The sequence below is a fragment of the Blastopirellula retiformator genome (assembly GCF_007859755.1).
GTDB classification, from domain to species: Bacteria; Planctomycetota; Planctomycetia; order Pirellulales; family Pirellulaceae; genus Blastopirellula; species Blastopirellula retiformator.
Map to the genome: position 1 here is coordinate 1339930 of NZ_SJPF01000001.1, position 20394 is coordinate 1360323.

The 20394-nt window shown below is 59.3% G+C and carries 20 protein-coding genes; all 20 read left to right on the forward strand.

Going from position 1 to position 20394, the window contains the following annotated elements; all coding sequences use genetic code 11:
- The first annotated feature begins 4 nt into the window (after window positions 1-4).
- Window positions 5-664, forward strand: a complete 660-nt coding sequence (locus Enr8_RS05530; protein WP_146429585.1) for a FliH/SctL family protein — start codon at window positions 5-7, stop codon at window positions 662-664.
- Window positions 664-2037 carry a FliI/YscN family ATPase gene (locus tag Enr8_RS05535; RefSeq protein WP_186767449.1) on the forward strand — a complete coding sequence of 458 codons (1374 nt, stop codon included), beginning with the start codon at window positions 664-666 and terminating at the stop codon, window positions 2035-2037. Before Enr8_RS05530 ends, Enr8_RS05535 begins: the two co-directional genes overlap by 1 nt.
- A gap of 23 nt (window positions 2038-2060) precedes the next feature.
- Window positions 2061-2510 carry a flagellar export protein FliJ gene (gene fliJ, locus Enr8_RS05540; protein WP_146429586.1) on the forward strand — a complete coding sequence of 150 codons (450 nt, stop codon included), beginning with the start codon at window positions 2061-2063 and terminating at the stop codon, window positions 2508-2510.
- A gap of 3 nt (window positions 2511-2513) precedes the next feature.
- On the forward strand, window positions 2514-3212 hold the full coding sequence (locus tag Enr8_RS05545) for a hypothetical protein (RefSeq protein ID WP_146429587.1): 699 nt from the start codon (window positions 2514-2516) through the stop codon (window positions 3210-3212).
- A gap of 17 nt (window positions 3213-3229) precedes the next feature.
- Window positions 3230-4903, forward strand: a complete 1674-nt coding sequence (locus Enr8_RS05550) for a flagellar hook-length control protein FliK (protein WP_146429588.1) — start codon at window positions 3230-3232, stop codon at window positions 4901-4903.
- A 105-nt stretch (window positions 4904-5008) separates the two neighbouring features.
- Window positions 5009-5587, forward strand: a complete 579-nt coding sequence (locus Enr8_RS05555) for a flagellar hook assembly protein FlgD (RefSeq protein WP_146429589.1) — start codon at window positions 5009-5011, stop codon at window positions 5585-5587.
- Between the two features lie 94 nt (window positions 5588-5681).
- On the forward strand, window positions 5682-8513 hold the full coding sequence (locus Enr8_RS05560; RefSeq protein ID WP_146429590.1) for a flagellar hook-basal body complex protein: 2832 nt from the start codon (window positions 5682-5684) through the stop codon (window positions 8511-8513).
- A 98-nt stretch (window positions 8514-8611) separates the two neighbouring features.
- Window positions 8612-8830, forward strand: a complete 219-nt coding sequence (locus Enr8_RS05565) for a flagellar FlbD family protein (protein ID WP_146429591.1) — start codon at window positions 8612-8614, stop codon at window positions 8828-8830.
- Between the two features lie 18 nt (window positions 8831-8848).
- Entirely contained in the window at window positions 8849-9625 is a 777-nt protein-coding gene (locus Enr8_RS05570; RefSeq protein WP_146429592.1) for a motility protein A, read from the forward strand.
- A complete protein-coding gene (locus Enr8_RS05575; RefSeq protein ID WP_146429593.1) occupies window positions 9625-10398 on the forward strand; it encodes an OmpA/MotB family protein in 774 nt (257 codons plus the stop codon). The genes Enr8_RS05570 and Enr8_RS05575 overlap by 1 nt, the downstream gene beginning before the upstream one ends.
- Window positions 10399-10580: 182 nt before the next feature.
- Complete coding sequence (locus Enr8_RS05580) at window positions 10581-11006, forward strand: flagellar basal body-associated FliL family protein (protein WP_186767450.1); 426 nt, start codon at window positions 10581-10583, stop codon at window positions 11004-11006.
- A 30-nt stretch (window positions 11007-11036) separates the two neighbouring features.
- Window positions 11037-11669 (forward strand): flagellar motor switch protein FliN, encoded by a 633-nt coding sequence (gene fliN / locus Enr8_RS25245; RefSeq protein WP_186767451.1) that lies wholly within the window; start codon window positions 11037-11039, stop codon window positions 11667-11669.
- A 530-nt stretch (window positions 11670-12199) separates the two neighbouring features.
- Window positions 12200-12853: a flagellar biosynthetic protein FliO gene (locus tag Enr8_RS05595; RefSeq protein ID WP_146429596.1), complete on the forward strand. Its 654-nt coding sequence runs from the start codon at window positions 12200-12202 to the stop codon at window positions 12851-12853.
- A gap of 2 nt (window positions 12854-12855) precedes the next feature.
- Complete coding sequence (locus Enr8_RS05600; RefSeq protein WP_146429597.1) at window positions 12856-13809, forward strand: flagellar type III secretion system pore protein FliP; 954 nt, start codon at window positions 12856-12858, stop codon at window positions 13807-13809.
- A 23-nt stretch (window positions 13810-13832) separates the two neighbouring features.
- Window positions 13833-14108, forward strand: a complete 276-nt coding sequence (locus tag Enr8_RS05605; RefSeq protein WP_146429598.1) for a flagellar biosynthetic protein FliQ — start codon at window positions 13833-13835, stop codon at window positions 14106-14108.
- Window positions 14109-14255: 147 nt separating this feature from the next.
- Window positions 14256-15059 carry a flagellar biosynthetic protein FliR gene (locus Enr8_RS05610; protein ID WP_146429599.1) on the forward strand — a complete coding sequence of 268 codons (804 nt, stop codon included), beginning with the start codon at window positions 14256-14258 and terminating at the stop codon, window positions 15057-15059.
- A 9-nt stretch (window positions 15060-15068) separates the two neighbouring features.
- A complete protein-coding gene (gene flhB, locus Enr8_RS05615) occupies window positions 15069-16178 on the forward strand; it encodes a flagellar biosynthesis protein FlhB (RefSeq protein WP_146429600.1) in 1110 nt (369 codons plus the stop codon).
- A 96-nt stretch (window positions 16179-16274) separates the two neighbouring features.
- Window positions 16275-16919, forward strand: coding sequence for an RNA ligase family protein (locus Enr8_RS05620; RefSeq protein ID WP_146429601.1), 645 nt, complete (start codon window positions 16275-16277; stop codon window positions 16917-16919).
- 333 nt (window positions 16920-17252) lie between these two features.
- Window positions 17253-19997, forward strand: coding sequence for an MGH1-like glycoside hydrolase domain-containing protein (locus tag Enr8_RS05625; protein ID WP_146429602.1), 2745 nt, complete (start codon window positions 17253-17255; stop codon window positions 19995-19997).
- 3 nt (window positions 19998-20000) lie between these two features.
- A complete protein-coding gene (locus Enr8_RS05630) occupies window positions 20001-20384 on the forward strand; it encodes a hypothetical protein (RefSeq protein WP_146429603.1) in 384 nt (127 codons plus the stop codon).
- Window positions 20385-20394 lie beyond the last annotated feature (10 nt).

Consider the following 20394-nt stretch of genomic DNA (forward strand, 5'->3'; position numbering starts at 1 on the left):
CACCATGAGCGTCATCAAAGCGGAACAGCTACAGGGTGAAGACCGCGATTTCTCGGCGGTCGCCTTCAATTTCGAAGACGTCACCGATCGTGCGCAAGGCGAGCTGGCCAAGATCAAACAGTACGCCGCCAAGCTGATTCAAGAGGCCCAAAAGGAGGCGGCCGCCATTCGCCAACAGGCGGCCACGGCTGGTCAGGCCGACGCCATGAAGAAGGCGCAGCAAACGCTCAAGACGCAGGTCGATCAGCAAGCGGCGACCGTCATCCCGGCGCTGCAGCAGATCGTCAAAGAGCTGACCGAAGCGAAACAAACGTTCCTGAAGGAATGGGAAAACGCGGCGCTACATGTCGCCTGTTCGATCGCCGAGAAGATCATCCGCAAAGAACTCTCCGAACGCCCCGAGATTGGGATCGAGATGATTCGCGAAACGATCAAGCTGGCGAGTGGTTGCGGCGAGATTACCGTCCATATGAACCCGTCCGATATTGATGCGATGGATCAAGGCGCCAGTAACTCGGCGAATGTGCTGCGGAAGCTGTCGCCTTCGCAGGTGACGCCTGACGCGAGTCTGTCGCGCGGCGGTTGTCGCGTCGAAACGCAATTTGGCGAGATCGACGGCCAGATCGAAACGCAGCTGCAGCGTATTGAGGAGCAATTGAAGTAATGTTGCACCCGATTTGCGGACAACTCGAGCACCTGATGTCGCACGATCTCGTCGGCGGCGTCGTCGAAACGATCGGCACCACCGTCGCCGTGGGCGGATTTCCGGCCCCAGTTGGCAGCGTCGTTGAGATCCAGCGTCAGTCAGGCAAACCGCTGGCCGGCGAAGTGGTCGGTTTTCGCGGCGAGTTGACCCTTGTCTTTCCGTTGGAACCGCTCAATGGCGTCCGTCAGGGAAGCGCTGTGCGGCTGAAGCGAACGGTCCGTTCGGTTCCGGTTGGCGATACGCTGCTGGGACGGATCGTCGACGCGCATGGCAACTGCATCGACGGACTGCCGCAACCCGCTTCGGCGGCAAAGTCGCCGCTCGATCAAGATCCGCCTACTTCAACCAGCCGCCCTCGGATTCAGGAGGCGTTTTCGACCGGCGTGCGGGCCATCGACGGCATGCTGACCTGCGGCGACGGCCAACGTATCGGCATCTTCGCTGGTTCGGGCGTCGGCAAGAGCGTGACGCTGGGCATGATGGCTAAATACGCCTCGTCGGACGTCAACGTCATCGCGCTGATCGGCGAACGTGGCCGCGAAGTGAACGACTTTATTGAACGCGATCTGGGCCCGGAAGGGATGGCCCGCAGCGTCGTCATTGTGGCGACCAGCGATCAGCCGGCGATCATGCGGGTGCAAGCGGCGATGGCGGCGACCAGCATTGCCGAGTACTTCCGCGAGTCGGGGCGCCGCGTGTTGTTTTTAATGGACTCGGTTACCCGGTTTGCGATGGCGCAGCGCGAAATCGGCCTGGCTGCCGGCGAACCTCCGACGACCAAAGGGTATACGCCGTCGGTCTTCGCGATGCTGCCGAAGCTGGTCGAACGGACCGGCCGCAGCGCCAAGGGAAGCATTACGGCGTTTTATACGGTGCTGGTCGAGGGTGACGACACCAACGAGCCAGTCAGCGATACGGTTCGGGGGCTGCTGGACGGGCACGTGATCTTGTCGCGCGCGATCGCCGCCAAGGGGCATTACCCGGCGATCGACATCCTAGGCAGCATCAGTCGCTTGATGAACGATCTGGTGACGCCGGAAATTCGGGCGGCCGCCCAGGCGATTCGCGAACTGATGTCGGTCTATCGCGAGAACGAAGACTTGATCACGATCGGCGCTTATCGACAAGGGACGAACGCGCAGATCGATCAGGCGATCCGGATGCGGACCGAAATTGACGCCTTCCTACAGCAGGCGATTGAAGAAAAGTCGTCGGTGCAGGAAGCGCAGCAGCAGTTGGTGCAACTGGTCGCCAAGTGTGGAACTCGACCTACGCCCAACCCGGCGGCGCTGGCGAAGGTAAAACGTCAAGCCCAACAGGCTGGCGCCTAAACGAGAAAGGACGAAGGTAACCGATGGCCGACTTTCGCTTTCGCCTAGCGACCTACCTGAAACTGAAGATCGCTGCGCGCGATCAGCGCCAAGCCGAACTGATGGAAGTGCTATCGATCCAGGATCAGCTCACTCAGGAGATGCAGGAGACCGAGGAGCAGCTGAAGCAGACGGTGCTGGAAGCTCGCGACGGGTGCTCGATCGGCCGCATGAACGTCGACAACCTGATTGTCGCTCAGCGAGAAATGAATCACCTGCGGGCCGTGATCGGCCACAAGCGAGGTCTGCAGAAGAAATTGGCGCCCCATATCGAACAACGTCGCAACGCCCTGCTGGAAGCGGAGAAGGAAGTCCGTTCGCTAGAGAAACTGCGTGAGCGGCAGGAGAAACGCTTTCATGCCGAGCAAGAGCGACGCGAGAGCATCCAGATGGACGAAATCGCATTGATCGCCTTTGCGCGGAAAGGACGGTAATCGATGGCTGCAATACGACTGGCCGCCGCGGCGTTCGGCTACCTCTGCGTTGCAACGGTATTGGCCGCTGGGATCGGCGCGGCGATTTTGATCGCGACGAATCGGGTCGACACGAACAAGGCGTACTCGATTTTGGCGATCGTCTACGGCATCGACGAAGACAAGATTCGCGAACAGTTGGACGAAGAATCGCAGCCTGAGAAAGACAACGAAGAGCCCGACATGCAGGCGGTGATCGACGCCCGGGCTCGACGGCACTTGGCGCTCGATTTTCGCATTCAGGCGATCGACACCGGAATTGAAAACATTCGCGGCATGCAAGCGAACCTGGCCGAAGAACGTCGCCGCTACGACCAATTGAAAACGTCGTTTGACGAGCGGTTGCGCAAGCTGGAAGAAGGGGTTCGCGACGACGCGATTGTCGAACTGCAGCGGACGATGGAAGCGATCGACGCCCGACAAGCGAAAGAGCAAATGATGATCATGCTCGAACGGGACGACAAGTCGATGCAGGACGTGGTGACGATCCTCAAGGGGATGCCGAACGACAAACGCAAGAAGATCATCGCCGAGTTCCGCTCGGAAGAAGAGAAGCAAAAGTTGGCGGACATCCTGAATCAGATTCGTCTGGGCGTACCCGAGGCGACGCTGATCAAAGATGCGCGGGATCAACTCGACCAGTTTCAGCCAGAAGAATCGTAGGGTAGGGGAGTAGGGCCATGGAAACGCGAGACTCTCAGGGCGTGCAGTCGGCGACGTTATCGTTGCCGCCCCGTACGATCGGCGTTGCTGGCGCTGCGCCGGCCGATGCGCTGGCGTTTATCACGTTGATTCAACAGAACTCGGCCCTGACGCCGAAATCGCCTGGCGCCGAGGCGGGCTCTGTCGACAGTCGCCCCATCGACGATCAGCCGGCGACGGAAGATCGGCAGCCGACCTCCGACGACGACCCCAAGGCCGAGGCGAGCCCCACTACAAACGACGACGCCAAAACGGTCTATGAAGCGGACGAGATTCCGGAAGAGCTGCTGGAGCCGGCCGTTGAAGAGGCTTCTGGCGACGCCGCGACGGATGACGACCGAGGAGACGAAGAAGTAATCGTCGTCGAGACGAAAGTAGCGACGCCGATCGAAGAAGCGCCGGTTGAAGCGGAAGCGGAAGAGGAAGCGGTCGTCGAGTCCGACGAAGTTGAGCCGGCCGCCGACCCGTCGCTGGTGCGAGCGGAAGGTGACGCTGCCGACGATCGCGCGACCGCCGCCGAACTACAAGGCGAACAGGACGAAGCGATTGACCGGTTTGACGCCCAATTGACCGAGAGCGTCGCCGAAGAGAACTCGGCCGCCGCTGACTCGGAAACGATCGTCGAAACGGAGGCGAGCGGCGATGATCAATCGCAAGCGAGAGCGGATGTCGAGACTGCGGCGCCTGAAGACGAAATCCAACTGGTTGCCGAAGAAGTCGCATTGGAGCAAGGCCGCGCCGACGAGCCTGCCGCGGCCGACGAGGCCGAGCGAATTCGGGAAGCGCAAGAAGCGGCTGCCGCAGCGCTCGAACAAGAGCCGGGTGGCGATGGCCCGAGCGACGCCGAGCAGTTCGCCTCTGATCGTCGTGAGGCGAGCGAGAAAGTCCGTGAATCGAGTCGAGCCCGGCAGGAAGCGGATCCCGACGCAGCGGTCGATCCGGTCGCCGAGGTGGAGCAGGTGCAACCAACGCCGCCGGCGACTTCGTCCAATACGACGCCGGACACGCATACGGCAGTCGCCGCGATGGAATCAGGCGTAGCGCCACAGCCTGGCGGAACCGCCACGCAACCGGCCGCGGCTACGAACTCGGCGACGACCGGCGATTCGTCCAGCGTCAGTGAACCGAATTTGGGTTCGGCGATCCAGCGTGGTCTGCAACGCGGTCTGTTGCAAAAAGCGAAGGGTAACGGCGACGCTCCCAAGATTGATTCGGCCAAGCAGATTCAATTGATTCAGCGGGTTTCTCAAGCGGTGCGCACCGCGCAGACGCAAGGAGGACCGATCAAGTTGCGATTGAGCCCGCCGGAGTTGGGCTCGTTGCGGGTCGAATTGGAAGTGGAAGAAGGGGGCATGAAGGCAAAGCTCGAGGCGGAGAACGAAGCGGTGCGAAAAGTGCTGCTCGATAATCTGCCGCAACTGCGAGATCGCCTGGCCGAATTGAACCTGCGGGTCGACTCGTTTGACGTATCGGTCGGACAAGACGGCAATCCGCAAGACGCCGGCGGCGCCCAGGCCGAGCAAGAGCGGAGTTCCTCCGATCAACAACAGTCTAGCGGTCAGCGCAACTCAACAAGCGGCGAAACCTCCAGCGAGGAAACGACTTCGACGCCGATCGTCAGCGCCGATGGACAACTGAATGTGATGGTCTAAACGACCAAGACAATTCGAGAATCGCCTGCGTCGTGGGACGCTGCGCGGAGCCTTTGGAGACGCGGTTGCGCAGGGCGAAATTGAGACATTTATTTGGAGCGTTCTATGTCAAGTGTTAACAGTTCTACGTCGACAACTAGTAGTGGATCTGAGGGCGCGTCGGGTGGCGGTCTGCAAGATCTCGATATGGATCAGTTCCTGAAATTGATGATCGCTGAGTTGCAAAACCAGGATCCTTTGGAACCGATGAAGAACTCCGAGATGTTGGAGCAGATCGGACAGATTCGGAACATCACCGCGACCGAGCAACTGTCGACCACGCTGACCAACGTCCTGGACGGCCAAAACATTTTGTCAGCCACAACCTTGATCGGCGGTCAGGTTCAGGCGCTGACCGATGAAGGGGATGTGGTCTTCGGCGTGGTAACCGGCGCCCAGATCACCCCCAACGACGATGGAGTGCGAGAGGTCTTCCTGAAGGTGGCGACCGATGACGGCATCGCGACCGTGCGACTGGACGACCTGTTTACGGTGCTTCCGGCGCAGGCCTACACGGGCGATGGCACGACCGACGAGACCGATGAGACGGACGGAGCGAACGCTGGCGGCGGATCGGACGAAACCGACGACAGCACCGACGACTCCAGCGATGACGCTGCCGACGATTCGACCGCCGCGGCGTAGTCGCTTGAGCGAGACGACGATACTACCTGGCGAACGACCGACGCGATCGCCGCAAGCACCATTCCCGAGATTTCCTTTACGGAGAAGATGAAACATGGGTCTAGCATCGGCCATGACGACTGCGTTGACCGGCATGACGGCCGCCGAAACGCAGATTGACGTGCTGGGCAACAACTTGGCGAACTCGCAGACGGTTGGTTTTAAAGCTTCCGACGCGTTGTTCGCCAACCAGTTCTTGCAAACGCGCGGTCTCGGGTCGAAGCCGACCGACACCGATGGCGGTACGAATCCCCGTCAGGTTGGTCTCGGCGTGATGGTGGCTGAAATTACCCCCAACTTCACCCAGGGAACGATCGAGGTTAGCTCGAACCCGTCCGACCTGGCGATTCAGGGGGATGGCTTCTTCATTGTCCAGGGAAACAACGGCGAACGTCTCTACACCCGCAACGGCATCTTTAAGACCAACTCCAACAACGAACTGGTCACGATCACCGGCGAACGGGTGCTTGGTTTCGGCATCGACGAGAACTTCAACATCCAGGAAACGCAACTGGTTCCGCTGACGATTCCGCTCGGCGCCGCGGCGGTCGCCAAAGCGACCGAGAACGTTTACCTAGAAGGTACGCTCCCGGCGACTGGCGATATAGGCACGGTCGCGCAGGTGATCCAAAGTGCGATTCTAGGCAACGGCGCCATCGATCGGCCCGACGTTTCCACGTCGCTGGTGACCGTCGCCGAGACCCCGGATGAGAGCTCGTCGACGACGCAAAGCGTCTCGACGCCCGGCATCGGAGCGTTGGTGCAAGGACAGACCGAAGCAACCGGCGGCTCGGTGCCGGACGGTACGTTTGACTACCGATTTACGTTCTCCAACGCGGGTCTCACCAACGAAACGCAGGCTTCGGCCAACGTGAACGTCAACGTGGCCGACTTGGGTGACGCGATCGCAAATAACAACACGGTCACGTTCGCCAACCCGCCGCAGAGTTCCAGTCACTCGCAAGTGAACATGTACCGCAGTAACGACGGCGGCGCCACCTACTTCCTGGTCAGCTCGTTTGCGATGGGCGCCGCGGTTGAAGATACCGCCGCAGCGCCAACCGCGACGCAGTTGCCGGCCGCCAACATTGGCGGTACCGGCGCCAACGGCACGTTGACCGGCGGCGACGTGTACGAATATCGATTCTCGTTCCTGGACGCGGACGGAAACGAAACAGTTGCGTCGGATCCTTTGCAGATCACTGTCGACGGTTCGCCTGGCGATGGCAACGGCTACTCGGTCGTGCTCGATGCCATTCCGACCAGCGCCGACTACGACGAAGTGCGCATCTACCGGACCGCCCCCGGCGGCAGCGACTTTTTCGAGCTGAATACGATCACGATGGCGGCGGCCGCCGGCCCCTACATCGATGACGGTTCGACGCCGCTGACGGCCAACGCCCTGGACGAAGCGACGCTCAACGGCAACTACTCGTACTTGGTCACCTTCGGTCGTACCGGTCAGGAAGAAAGTCGTCCGTCGCTGGTTCTCGGTCCCGAAAACGTGATCAATGGTCGCATTTCGTTGTCCAACTTGCCGATGCCCAGCGGCGGCACACCGCCTTACGACACGGTCAACGTTTACCGGAACCTGTCGACCGACTCCGCGTCCTATTACCTGGTTACGGAACTAGCTGCCGGCGAAGACTTTGTTGACAATCGATCGGACGCCGAAATCTCGGATTTGACCAACACGGCCAATCGCGTGGTCGATCTCGACGGTCCAAAAATCGACTCCAATACGTTTTTGGTCGACGTCGTCAAACGGGACGGCCTGAACTTCGAGCAGATGTTTACCGAAGGGGATTTGACCTTCACCGGCTCGAAGGGTGACCGAACGCTCGACGAAAAGACGTTTACCGTTACCAGCACGACGATCGTGCAAGACCTGCTTGAGTTCATGCAGGCCTCGCTCGGCATTCAGCCGTCGGTCAACGGCAACTCGAACCCGATTCCTGGTTCCGAGAACACCATCGCCAATGAGACCGGAGCCTTGTCGCAGGGCATTAGCATCACCAGCGATGGTCGGATTCGCGTCGTCTCCAACAATGGCGTCGACAACGGCGTCGATATTGGTCTCTCGTCGTTTCAGCTGGACACCGGCAGCGGCGTGATCCAGAACCCGAACCTCAACTTCGGCGTGATTCAGGAGGCTGTGGGCGAAAGCGCCGTCGCCGACGTGATCGTGTACGACTCGTTGGGCGTGCCGATGAACGTTCGCGTGACGACCGTGCTGGAAGCCCGCAACGGCACCAATACCATTTATCGCTGGTTCGCCGATTCGCCCGCCAATGACGCCGACACGATCGGCGACGAGACGGAAGAGGCTCGGATTTCCGTCGGCACGGGCTTGATCTACTTCGACGGCGACGGCAACTTCATCGGTTCGGACAACAACACGGTGACGATCAATCGCCGGAATATCCCGTCGGAGTCGCCCCTGGAGTTTGACCTCGACTTCTCGCAGCTCTCGGGTCTGGCGGCCGATGAGGCGACCTTGAACGCGTCGCGTCAGGATGGTTCGGGCACCGGTAAGTTGAACAGCTTCATCATCAGCGAAGATGGCGTTATCCGCGGCGTCTTCTCTAGCGGCGTTGACCGCGACCTGGGGATGCTGCAGTTGGCCCGCTTCGCTAACCCCTCGGGTCTTGAGCAGCGGGGTAACAACCTGTTCGCCGCCGGCGTGAACTCGGGCTTGCCGGTTCAAGGCGATCCCGGTGAAGAAGGGATCGGTAGCGTCATTGCTGGCGCCGTCGAATTGTCGAATACCGACATCGGCGGAAACCTGATCGACCTGATTCTGGCCTCGACGCAGTACCGCAGTAGCTCGCGGGTCATCACTTCGGCCCAACAATTGTTCGACGAATTGCTGAATATCCGCCGATAGTCGGGATATTCCGATTGTGCCGACAGGCGACCTTCGATATTTTTAGGCCCCCGCTCTTACCTTTGCCGAGCGTGGGCCTATTTTTTTAGGTACCTCTCATGATTCAACTAACCCGATTGGGCGGACATCCGTTCGTGCTGAACGCGGAATTGATTCAGTACGTCGAATCAAGCCCCGACACCTTCATCACGCTGACCACGGGCGATCGGATGGTCGTCACGGAATCGATGGATGAGGTGCTAGCACGCGCAATTCGATACCAACAAGCGAAGTTTTTGGCGCCGGCCGGTCCGGTCGCCCCCTCCGCCAACGCCTAACCTGGGCAACACCTAACTATGGACATCGCGTCGGTCATCGGTCTGATCGCTGCATTCGGGCTGATCCTCGTAGCAATCTTGATTGCGCCGGGCTCATCGCTGGCGGCGTTCATCGACGCTCCGTCGATCCTGGTCGTCTGCGGCGGCGCGGTCGCGGCATGCATGATGGCCTTTCCGCTGAAGACCGTTCTCGGTTCGCCGATGGCGCTGAAGGTCGTTTTCCTAAACAAGCCGACCGACGTGACCGCCCTGATCAAAGAAATCGTCAGCCTGGCCGAAACCGCCCGTCGCGACGGTCTGCTGGCCCTGGAAGGGCGCATCGCGGAAATCAGCAACGCGTTTATCGTGCTTGGCATTCAGATGGCGGTCGACGGTGCGCGCCCCGACGTGATCGAAGATCTGCTCCGCACCGAAATTGACGCCGTCGCTACGCGGCATCGCGATGTGAAAGCCTTTTACGACCAAATGGGACGTTTCGCCCCGGCATACGGAATGATCGGCACCTTGCTCGGTCTGATCATCATGCTCGGTAACATGAGCGATCCTTCGTCCATTGGTTCCGGCATGGCGGTCGCCTTGTTGACGACGCTGTATGGCGCTATCGTCTCGAACTGCGTGTTTCTGCCGTTCGCCGAAAAGCTCTCGTTTTTGAACAAGCAAGAGCTGCTGGTGATGGAGATCATCGTCCGCGGCATTATGGCGATCCAGTCGGGCGAAAACCCCCGCGTCATCGAACAGAAACTGCGCACGTTTCTGCCTCCTGCGGCCCGCAAGAAAGCGGATGAGGAGAAGTAATGGGCGACGACGAAGAGGAGATGGGGATTCCGGAGTGGGTCGTGACCTTCGGCGACATGATGTCGCTGCTGTTGACCTTCTTCATCATGCTCGTCTCGATGAGCGAGATCAAAAAAGAAGAGCACTTTCAAGCGCTGGTCGAATCGTTCCGCCGTCAGTTTGGTCACGACGACTCGATGAACAGCGTCATCGCCGGCACCGCACAGCCGCGCAACTCGCATCTCTCGAACCTGGCGACGATGGGACGCGCCAAGCGTTTCAGCACGCAGGAAGGGGGCGAGAAGGTCAAAGCTCCCGTCGGCGACAGCCCGCAGGTCCGCATCGTTCGCCCCGGCAGTAACACCGCGGTCGGCACGGTGATCTATTTTCTGGGCGAATCGGCCAAGCTGACCGACGACATGAAACGCGATCTGCAGGCCCAAGCCCAAGAGTTTGGCGGCAAGCCGCAGAAGATCGAAATCCGCGGACACGCGGCGCCCAAACCGATTACTCCCGGGGCGCCGTTCATCGACCACTACGATCTGGGTTACGAACGCTGCCGGGCGGTGATGGACTTTCTGGTGTCGCTGGGGATAGATCCGCGGCGTATACGGATTTCAACGGCTGGGAAGAACGAACCGATTCATATCGGCACCGACCCGCTCAAATTGAAACAAAACCCCCGCGTCGAGTTGTTCCTGCTCGATGAAGTGGTCGACGACCTGGTCGGCTCTGGGGCCGAGCAGTCGCAGCGGATCACCAATGGCGGTCCTACCGGAGATAAGAAGCCGTAGCGCAAAACGCATGCTAGGCTTGGGGTGGATAGTTTGTTTTTTCAACCCTTTACCGGAAGAGTTCGGCTGCGATGGCTGATGCAACGCCCACTACCCCCGCTGGGCCCTCGCTGGTAACTAAGCTCAAAATTCTGGGCGCAGTACTGGCCTTAGTCGGTCTGGAATGTCTACTCGCGTACTTCGTGATTCCTTCCCCCGAAGACGTCATTGAAGCGGCTGAAATGCGAGCGCGCCAGCACTCGGCGACCGAGCCCGATATCGAAGAATTGACGACCGTCACGGACAAAGAGACGGTCGAAATCGATCTGAAGAATTTTGGCATCACGGCGTATCAGCCGCTCGCCAATACGACCCTGCGGATTGACTTTCATCTCTACGCGATGGTCAACGCCGAGAACCAGAGTGAGTTTGAGGACCTGATCGCCCAGAACGAGCATCGCTTCCGCGAGCAGGTAATCGTCACGCTGCGAAGCTCGGAAGTCAGCGATCTGACCGATCCCAGTTTGGGCTTGCTTAAACGCAAGATTTTAGAGAAAACCAACCGCATTCTGGGAAAACCCCTCGTTAAGTCAGTTATTTTCAGCGACTACTCGTTCATCGAGCAGTAGTCGTCTGAAATCAGCTCGGAATGGATTCCGATGAGCGACGATCAAATTGGACAGGACGAAATCGAAGAGCTGCTGAAGCAAGCGCAAAGCGGCAAGATCGAATCGTCTGGCGAACAGAAACCGGATGCGGCTGAAATCGAGTCGCTGGGACAAAACGAGATCGAGGCGTTGCTCGCCGGCGGAGGCGGATCTTCCGCTCCGAAAGCGGCCGCCCAGCCCACTCCAGCGGCGGCGACCGCGGCTCCGGCTGTAGCGCACCAGGGCGGCGAGGGCGGTATGGATCCCGGAGACATCGAATTTCTGCTGAATCAGGCTCAAGACGCGCTCGCTTCGCTGGAGTCGCCGACCGAGATGGCGCCCGAGGCTTCTCTCTTTTCCTTGCGCGACTTTGGCGGCGCCCCAGCTAGCACCAACAAGACCACGATCGACCTGGTCCGAGACGTCGAACTGGACGTCAAGATCGAGCTGGGCCGGACCAACATGTACCTGGAAGACGTTCTGAAAATGAACAAGGGCTCGGTCGTCTCGCTCGACAAGCTGGCCGGCGACCCGGTCGACATCTACGTCAACGGACGCATGATCGCCCGTGGCGAAGTGCTGGTCCTCAACGACAACTTCTGCGTCCGTATCGCCGAACTCATCGTCGGCGACGGGATCGAGTAGAGGTTTTCCCTCGGCTGTAGTTCGGGCGCCGTTGCCACGTCTTCGTGACAATGAATGCGTCTGCTACCTCAATTCGATAGCGAGTTAGCAGTCCGTTGATTTTCTCGACGGACTGCGTGATCGCAGGGATGCGATCCCAAAATAGCGACGTAAGTCGTTATTTTGGGAGCCGCGAAGAGCGATGCTCTGAGCCTGGCGAGGTTGAAAAATGCCACGAGGGCATTTTTCAACAGGCAGTTGGCATTCAGCTTGCCATGAAGTCCGTCGAATCGGACAAATCCATCATCCAGTCCGAGCACAATCATCGCCACGAAGACGTGGCAACGGCGCCCCAGCCGACAGCGACAGGCGGCGACAATTCACCAAAATAACGCTAGCAACAGAAGACGGCGCAGCGATTCGCCTTGTCATGCCAGACGCCCGCTTCTATGATCTGCGGGCCGATGGAAAAGGAAACGGATTTCCCTACCTCAAACGTCGGCGCCAGCGAGCGACCCGCTTGAGTCTTTTTTCCAAAAGCGAGTGCAAGGATGCACGCGATAACTCTCTGCCTGGTTTTGGCGACCGCCGCCGCCGATGGTTCGTCGGGACAAATGGTCAATGGTCATGCCGCCGTGACTGCGGTCACTCCGATGCGGATGCCGCATGACGCCCAACCGCTGCGTACCGCCGCGGCCCCGCAAGACTCGTCGCCGCAAAATCTGACGCCGCAAGCCGCACCCTCCGAAGCGGCCGGCGGACCGCTGACGCTGCCCAAGCGTAGAGAAAAGCCGTCGTCGCCGGTTGGTTCGATCTTGCCTAGCGCCGAGTCGAAACAACGGACCGCCACGATCGTCGCCAGCTTGATGTTGGTCGTCGGACTCTTTTTGATCTTCGCGTGGGCAGGGAAGAAGAAACTGCCGACCGCCAACTCGCGGTTGCCGCAGGAAGTGGTGCAGGTGCTGGGCCGCGCGCAACTGCAAGGTCGCCAACAATTGCAATTGGTCCGCGTTGGCAGCCGGCTGCTGCTGCTGTCGGTAACGCCGCATGGCGCCGAGACGCTGACCGAAATCACCGATCCGCTCGAAGTCGAATCGCTGCTGGTTCATCTGCGACAAAATGGAAACGGCAACATGACCGCCAACTTCCAGGAAGTCTTGCAGAAGATGGGCGAAAAGCCGGCTCGTGGTTTCCTGGAGGCTTAGTCATGCTCAACTCGAACAAGCTCCGAACTTTTTCGCTGACGCTGGCCGCCTTGCTGATCTGTACGGCGACCGCATCGGCTCAGTTTTCGACCGCTCAGCTGACGAGTCAGTCGGCCCCGTCGGTCGAGGTTACCGCAGAGTCTTCGCTGGACGCTCCGGTGAGCGAGGAAGCTTCCGACCTGGCCGACTTCGTCAAAGGGGGGCCAGAGCAATGGACCAGCCCCAGCGGCCTGGTCAGCACCATCCAGATCATGGTGCTGCTGACGGTCCTGAGCCTGGCGCCGGCGATCTTGCTGATGACGACCGGGTTTATCCGCATCATCGTGGTGCTCGGACTGTTGCGTCAGGCGCTTGGCACCCAGCAGTTGCCTCCTTCGCAGGTCGTCACCGCGATCGCCCTATTCATGACGATCCTGCTGATGTACCCGACCTGGCAGAAGGTGTACGAAGACAGCGTCGGCCCCTACACGCGGCAAGAGATCAATCCCGAGACGGGGGAGCAGTACAAGCTGTTCGCCGTCATCGACCCGGTCACCGGCGAACTGGGACCCGACGAAGCGTGGGAGCGAGGAACCAAGCCGATTCGCCACTTCATGAGCAAGCAGATCGACATCGCCGGCAATAGCGACGACGTCTGGATGTTCTTTGAGTTTCTTCCTGAGTCGACCAAGGAAGAGATTGGCGAGCCGCAGTCGTACGATGACGTGCCGCTGCAAGCGCTGATTCCGGCGTTCATCCTCAGCGAACTGAAGACCGCGTTCTTAATTGGTTTTCAGATCTATCTGCCGTTTCTGATTCTCGACATCGTGGTCGCCAGCGTGACGATCTCGATGGGCATGATGATGTTGCCGCCGGTGATGATCTCGTTGCCGTTCAAGCTGTTGTTATTTGTGCTGGTCGACGGCTGGACGTTGGTCGTCGGTATGCTGCTGCAAAGTTTCGCCCCCACCATCTGACGAAGAAGACCGGAGCTGCTCCCATGGACGTTACGACGACCGTCGACCTGACCCGCGAGGCGATGTTGGTCGCGCTCTGGATCTCGGCGCCTGCCTTGCTGGTCGGCATGCTGGTTGGTCTGGCGATCGGCTTGCTGCAAGCGCTCACCCAAATTCAAGATCAAACCGTTTCCTTTGTACCCAAACTACTGGCGATGGCGGCCGCGATGCTGCTGGCGCTGCCATGGGTTTTGGAGCGATTGATGATTTACACCGAAACCCTGGTCACTCACATCCCCGACCGCATCATGGGCGGGTAACGATTTGGCGGCATGCTCTTATCGCGTCTTGGCGAGAAGAGCATGTCTTCGAGCGTCTCCCAGGACAAAGCCATGCTCATCCGCCGAAGACGTCGCAAGAGCATGGCGCCAGAGGAAATGACCGATCTTGGCGGCGACAACGCGTAAATGGAAAGCTTGCCCCTTCTAGAACCGACGCTCCATCAGCTCTTCATCTTCGTCACGGTGTTGACTCGGGTGAGCGGCATGTTGGCGACTGCGCCGATGTTCGGGTCAAGCTACGCTCCGATGAAAATCAAAGCGTTTCTGGCGGTCACGATTTCGATGATGATCACCGGGCTCTTCTGGGGCGAAACGTTCCCCGAGCCGGAACATTGGATGAGCTACCTGGTGGTGCTCGGCGGCGAGTTGTTCATCGGCATTTCGTTTGGCCTGGGCGTACGGATTTTGTTCGCCGGCGTGCAGATCACCGGTCAGATGCTCGGCCAGATCGGCGGCTTGTCGGTTGCCGACGTCTTTAACCCGGCGTTCGACGACAACGTGCCGATGCTGTCGGTGCTGTTCGATATGGTCGTGGTGGCGATGTTCTTCTGCCTGGGAGGACATCGGTTTATGATCGGCGCGCTTCTGTCGACCTTTGCCGACGTACCGCCGGGCGTGGGCCTGGCTTCGCCGGAGGTGGTCGATGTGCTAGTGAAGACCTTGTCGACCAGTTTCATGCTCGGCGTACAGGCCGCCGCGCCGGGAACGGTCGCACTGATGATCGGCATCCTGGTGATGGGCCTGATCAGTCGCACGCTGCCGCAATTGAATCTGATCGCCGTCGGGTTCAGTATGAACTCGATGCTGCTGATGCTGTTCGTCTTTCTGACGGTCGGAACGATGGGATGGTTGTTTCAGGATCAATTGGAGCCGACCGTCAACTCGATTCGCGAAATGGTCATCAATCGCCACGCTGTGTTTCCGAAGTAGAAGTGAAGCATGGCCGAGCAAGATGACGACAAATCAGAAGAACCGACCCAGCACCGCCGCGACGAGGCGCGGAAGCAGGGGCAGATCACCAAGAGCCAGGATCTGATCTCGGCCGGTATGCTGGTGATCGCGCTCGGCGTGATCATGTTCTTCTCGCAGTCGCTGTTCAACTACTTTGGCGACTTTACCCGCGACAAACTGAGCCACGCTCCGCCGCTGCAAGTGAGCTTCCAGTGGGTGATGAATGAAAATGGCTCGGCTCTCTATCGCCTGGCGATGGTGATGGTGCCGATCTTGCTGCTGTTGATGGTCGCCGGCGTTGCGCTCAACATGATGCAGACCGGCGTGCTGTTTCTGCCAGAGAAGTTGACGTTTGATTTTCAGCGGGTCAATCCGCTCTCCGGTTTCAAACGCTTGTTCGCACTGGCCAACTTCGTCCGCTTCGGTTTCGGCATTCTGAAGGTGTTGATCGTTTCGACAGTCGCCGCCATCAGCATTTATTTTGATATGCCAACCATTTTGGGGTTGGCGGAACTGTCGCCCGGCGAGATCGCCAGCTTTCTGTTGATGACCGCTTTTTGGACGTCGATGAAGATCGGCGCCGTGCTGCTGATCCTGGCGCTTGCCGACTATGCCTTCCAATGGTGGAAGCATGAGCAAGACCTGAAGATGACCAAGCAGGAAGTTCGTGAAGAGATGAAGTCGTTGCAAGGCGACCCGCAGTTGATTGCCCGGCGTCGTCAGGTCGCGCGGCAATTGGCGATGAGCCGAATGGGCAGCGACGTGCCTCAGGCCGACTTCGTGGTGACCAACCCGACCGAACTGGCGATCGCCCTGAAGTACGACCCGTACAAAATGGCGGCCCCAGTCGTGTTGGCCAAAGGCGCCGGCCTGGTCGCCCAGCGGATCCGCCGCATCGCGCTGGAAAATGACGTGCCGATTGTCGAACGGAAAGAATTGGCCCGCGCTCTGTACCGCGACGCCGAGGTGAACCAGGCGATCCCCGCCGAGCAATACGCGGCGGTCGCCGAAGTCTTGAAGTACGTCTACGAACTGAAGGGCAAGACCCTGCCGACGTTGGATGACTTGAAAGAGCATGACCAGCGGAAGGCGGCGTAGCGAAGCGCGAACCGGCGAAGGGGCGCGGATGTCTCGCGGGAGTAGCGGCTCTGCCGCGGTCCATTCTTCGCGACTTGTTTTCGCCCAACGCGCCCGATGCTTTATTACCCCAAGATTCCCGGCAGCAAGCACGCGCCGCTCGAACGCTGCATCGCCTTCGAGAAGTACGACGGCACGAATCTCCATTGGGATTGGGACCGCGACTTTGGCTGGCATGCCTTTGGCACGCGTCGAGACTCCTTCAATCTGACCGAGGACGGAATCGCCCAGTTTGCCGAGCGACACGTGCACTTGCGGGAGTGCGTACCGGTCTTTCTGCAGACGTTGGCCGAACCGCTGGAGCGGATCTTCCGCGATCACGTCGACTATCGCGGCGAGCAAAGCCTGCAGGCCTTCACCGAGTTCTTTGGCCCCAACTCGTTCGCTGGCCTGCATCAGGTGGACGATCCGAAGCAGCTGCGGCTGTTTGACGTCTCGGCCGAATCAATCGGCATGTTGGGGCCGGGGCGGTTTGTAGCGGATTTCGGGACGCTGCCGATTGCCCGCGTTGTTTATCAGGGAAGGTTGACGGGCAAATTTGCCGAAGATGTCCGGGAAGGAAAGTACCACGTCGACGAAGGAGTGGTCTGCAAGGGGGGAGAAGGTGGGGCCGATCTCTGGATGGTCAAAATCAAGACCTATGCTTACCTACAGAGATTGAAGCAAGCGCTGGCCGACCGCTGGGAAGACTATTGGGAATGAGCCATTTCTGATGTCGCAGCCGGGTAATGCGTCAGGCGAAAATTCATTGCGTCGCGATAGCCGGGGTAGGCGGAAATCAGATCCGCTGGGCGTCGTTTATGCGGCGCCACGTTTCCCTACCAGATACTCTCGCCGAATGTTCCCACCGCTAGCAACATCCGCCGAGAATCGGCGGTATTTTCTTCAATACGGAATGAGATTCGCATGTTAGGATTTCGCGAATCGTCAAAGCAGCCGCATGTCGCCGAGGACTCGTTGGTCCGCTCGGTTTAAGCGCATGTTTCGCGCCATTTGTAGGCAGCTGCGACGATCAGGACAGAGGAATCAAGGGATATGCCGGAAGCGGAATGGGATCGGTTAGCCGCAGAGTCAGAACGCGAAAGCAACGAAAATTGGAAGCGTTGGGGGCCCTATCTCTCGGAACGTCAGTGGGGAACCGTTCGCGAAAGCGCTGCGGAAGAGGATCCGTGGCTCAATTTCACCTATGAGCAGGCGATCTGGCGAACCTACCGCTGGGGGGAAGATGGCCTCATGGGGATCTGCGATCGCCAGTGCCGCCTTTGCTTTGGCTTGGCTCTCTGGAACGGGCAAGATCGGATCCTCAAAGAGCGGCTGTTTGGTCTGACCGGTCCGGAAGGGAATCATGGCGAAGACGTCAAAGAGGCGTACTACTATCTCGACTCGACCCCGACCCACTCGTACCTGAAGGGGCTCTACAAGTATCCCCAGGCCGAGTACCCGTATCAGCGGCTGCGCGACGAGAACGCCGGCCGCGATCGGTCGCAGCCCGAGTTCGAGCTGACCGACACCGGCCTGTTCGACGAAGGCCGCTATTTCGACGTTCAGGTTGAGTACGCCAAAGCGTCGGCCGAAGACATTTTGATTCGGGTCACCGTTTCTAACCGCGGCCCGGAGCCGGCCCCACTGCACATCTTGCCGACTTGGTGGTTCCGCAACACATGGGCATGGGGACCGACGCTGGAGAAGCCCGAGAAAAAGCCGTGCATGTCGCAGACCGGCGAAGACGAACTGCTGGCCAAGCACGAGACTCTGGGCGAGATGCAGATCTACGCCGACGCCGGACCGGACGGCGAGTCGCCGGAGTGGATGTTTACCGAAAACGAAACGAACTCGTGGCGGTTTGAAGATCCCAACAGCGGTCGCCCGTCCTGCAAAGATGCCTTTCATCTGGCGGTGGTCGAAGGGATGGACGGCGTCGTCAATCCGACCAACTCCGGCACCAAAGCGGCCGCCCATTATCAATGCGTCATTCCGGCCGGCGAGTCGGTCCAGTTCCGGATGCGCATGTCGGCCAAAGAACAATCGCCGGTCACCCCCTTTGGCGCCGGATTTGAAGACGCCTTTGAGCAGCGCATTGAAGAAGCGGATCGCTTCGCCAAATCGCTGGTCGGACCAGGGCTCTCGAAAGACGAAGAAATGGTCCTCCGTCAGGCGAACGCCGGCCTGTTGTGGACCAAGCAATTTTACCACTACGTGATTCCGCGTTGGCTCGAAAACTCAAGCGGCGGCAAGCAGCGTCGCAAGAGTGATCAACAGCCGGGCGCCCCCAGCAAGCGGAACGCCGACTGGGGCCACTTGTACAATAAGAACATCATCTCGATGCCCGACAAGTGGGAATATCCCTGGTACGCGGCATGGGACTCGGCGTTTCACTTCATTCCGTTCGCCAAGCTGGATCCTTACTTCGCCAAAGAGCAGGCGATCCTCTTCTTGCGCGAATGGTACATGCATCCCAACGGACAGCTGCCGGCGTACGAGTGGAACTTCAGCGACGTGAATCCGCCGGTTCACGCGTGGGCCTGCTGGCGAATCTATCAAATGACCGCTTACAACGGCGATGGCGACCGGGTCTTTCTAGAGCGCGTTTTCCAAAAGCTGTTGCTCAACTTTACCTGGTGGGTCAATCGCAAAGACATTCGGGGCAAGCATGTCTTTAGCGGCGGATTCCTGGGACTGGACAACGTCGGCATCTTCGATCGGTCGAAGCCTTTGCCGACCGGTGGACACCTAGAGCAAGCGGACGGCACGGCCTGGATGGCCTACTTCTGCAGCAGCATGCTGTCGATCGCGTTCGAGCTGGCCGAAGACAATCCGGCGTACGAAGACATGGCGTCGAAGTTCTTCGAGCATTACGTTTCGATCGCCGAAGCGATGAACTCGCTCGATGGAACTGGCCTGTGGGATGAAGAGGATGGGTTCTACTACGACCATCTGCATATCGACGGCCGCAGCATCCCGCTCAAGATTCGCTCAATCGTCGGCTTGATTCCGCTGCTGACGGTCGACGTGATCGAAGACCAGACGATGGAGCGGTTGCCGGCGTTTTGCAAACGGATGGACTGGTTCCTCAAGTTCCGGCCGGAACTAAGCAAGTTCATGACGTACATGGAGTCCGATACGCAAGAGGATGGCGTCGGACGCAAACTGCTGGCGATCCCGACCAAGGAACGCCTGCTGCGGATGCTCCGTTACTTGTTGGATGAGGATGAGTTCCTCTCGCCTTACGGCATTCGCTCGCTGTCGAAGTTCCACTTGGAACATCCGTTCGAGTACGAGCTGAACGGCGAACGCCTCTGCGTCCAGTATCAACCAGCCGAGTCCGACAGCTGGCTCTTTGGCGGCAACTCGAACTGGCGCGGTCCGATCTGGTTCCCACTCAACTACCTGTTGATCGAAGCGCTCGAACGTTACTACAAGTTCTACGGCAAGTCGCTGCGGGTCGAATGCCCGGCGCGCTCGGGCCAATACATGGACTTGCAGGAAGTGGCGGACGAGATTCGCAAACGCCTCTCGACGCTGTTCCTGGCCAATACCGAAGGAGCCCGACCCAGCTATTGCCGCAGCGATCGGCTGATCAACGATCCCCACTGGCGCGAACTGGTCTTGTTCTACGAGTACTTTGACGCCGAAACCGGCAAAGGCTTGGGCGCGAGTCATCAAACTGGCTGGACCGCATTGATCGCCCCGATCTTGGGAACGCTGGCCGAACATCGCAGCGCCGCCACGCCGAAACCACCCAAGCGGAAACAAGCGACCGCATCAAGCGAATCGGTCTAAGCAATGAACGATTGGCTCGACTATCGCTATCCGCGCGGAGGGATCGCTTTCACCGCGGGCATTTTCATGCTCGCGGGGGCAGTGCTTTTTGTCGTCGGCGACACGTGGTTTACGAAGTACGTCTGTCCCTTCTTTCTTCCTCTGGGAATGGGACTCTGGCTGAAGCACGCGTGGGCTCGCTGGACGGCATTCACGCTGCTTGCGGCGACATCGGTGTTGGCGGTCGTTGTGCTACTGTTCGACTTTACGACGGTTCGCACGCTGAAATTGGTGACGTCGTTGTTTATGCTCTACGAATTGTGGGAGTGGAACGTCTATCCCGAGTCGGAGCAATTCGGCTTCCGCATGCCGGATGACGAGGACGACGTCGCCCTTAACGAAGAGTAGGTCAGACTGC

Coding starts and splice junctions, on each gene's coding strand:
- Enr8_RS05610 (WP_146429599.1), top strand. CDS start 14,256: ATGGAAAGCTTGCCCCTTCTAGAACCGACGCTCCATCAGCTCTTCATC.
- Enr8_RS05550 (WP_146429588.1), top strand. CDS start 3,230: ATGGAAACGCGAGACTCTCAGGGCGTGCAGTCGGCGACGTTATCGTTG.
- Enr8_RS05595 (WP_146429596.1), top strand. CDS start 12,200: ATGCACGCGATAACTCTCTGCCTGGTTTTGGCGACCGCCGCCGCCGAT.
- fliN (WP_186767451.1), top strand. CDS start 11,037: ATGAGCGACGATCAAATTGGACAGGACGAAATCGAAGAGCTGCTGAAG.
- Enr8_RS05630 (WP_146429603.1), top strand. CDS start 20,001: ATGAACGATTGGCTCGACTATCGCTATCCGCGCGGAGGGATCGCTTTC.
- Enr8_RS05560 (WP_146429590.1), top strand. CDS start 5,682: ATGGGTCTAGCATCGGCCATGACGACTGCGTTGACCGGCATGACGGCC.
- Enr8_RS05565 (WP_146429591.1), top strand. CDS start 8,612: ATGATTCAACTAACCCGATTGGGCGGACATCCGTTCGTGCTGAACGCG.
- Enr8_RS05570 (WP_146429592.1), top strand. CDS start 8,849: ATGGACATCGCGTCGGTCATCGGTCTGATCGCTGCATTCGGGCTGATC.
- Enr8_RS05605 (WP_146429598.1), top strand. CDS start 13,833: ATGGACGTTACGACGACCGTCGACCTGACCCGCGAGGCGATGTTGGTC.
- Enr8_RS05575 (WP_146429593.1), top strand. CDS start 9,625: ATGGGCGACGACGAAGAGGAGATGGGGATTCCGGAGTGGGTCGTGACC.
- Enr8_RS05600 (WP_146429597.1), top strand. CDS start 12,856: ATGCTCAACTCGAACAAGCTCCGAACTTTTTCGCTGACGCTGGCCGCC.
- Enr8_RS05555 (WP_146429589.1), top strand. CDS start 5,009: ATGTCAAGTGTTAACAGTTCTACGTCGACAACTAGTAGTGGATCTGAG.
- fliJ (WP_146429586.1), top strand. CDS start 2,061: ATGGCCGACTTTCGCTTTCGCCTAGCGACCTACCTGAAACTGAAGATC.
- Enr8_RS05545 (WP_146429587.1), top strand. CDS start 2,514: ATGGCTGCAATACGACTGGCCGCCGCGGCGTTCGGCTACCTCTGCGTT.
- Enr8_RS05535 (WP_186767449.1), top strand. CDS start 664: ATGTTGCACCCGATTTGCGGACAACTCGAGCACCTGATGTCGCACGAT.
- Enr8_RS05530 (WP_146429585.1), top strand. CDS start 5: ATGAGCGTCATCAAAGCGGAACAGCTACAGGGTGAAGACCGCGATTTC.
- Enr8_RS05620 (WP_146429601.1), top strand. CDS start 16,275: ATGCTTTATTACCCCAAGATTCCCGGCAGCAAGCACGCGCCGCTCGAA.
- flhB (WP_146429600.1), top strand. CDS start 15,069: ATGGCCGAGCAAGATGACGACAAATCAGAAGAACCGACCCAGCACCGC.
- Enr8_RS05625 (WP_146429602.1), top strand. CDS start 17,253: ATGCCGGAAGCGGAATGGGATCGGTTAGCCGCAGAGTCAGAACGCGAA.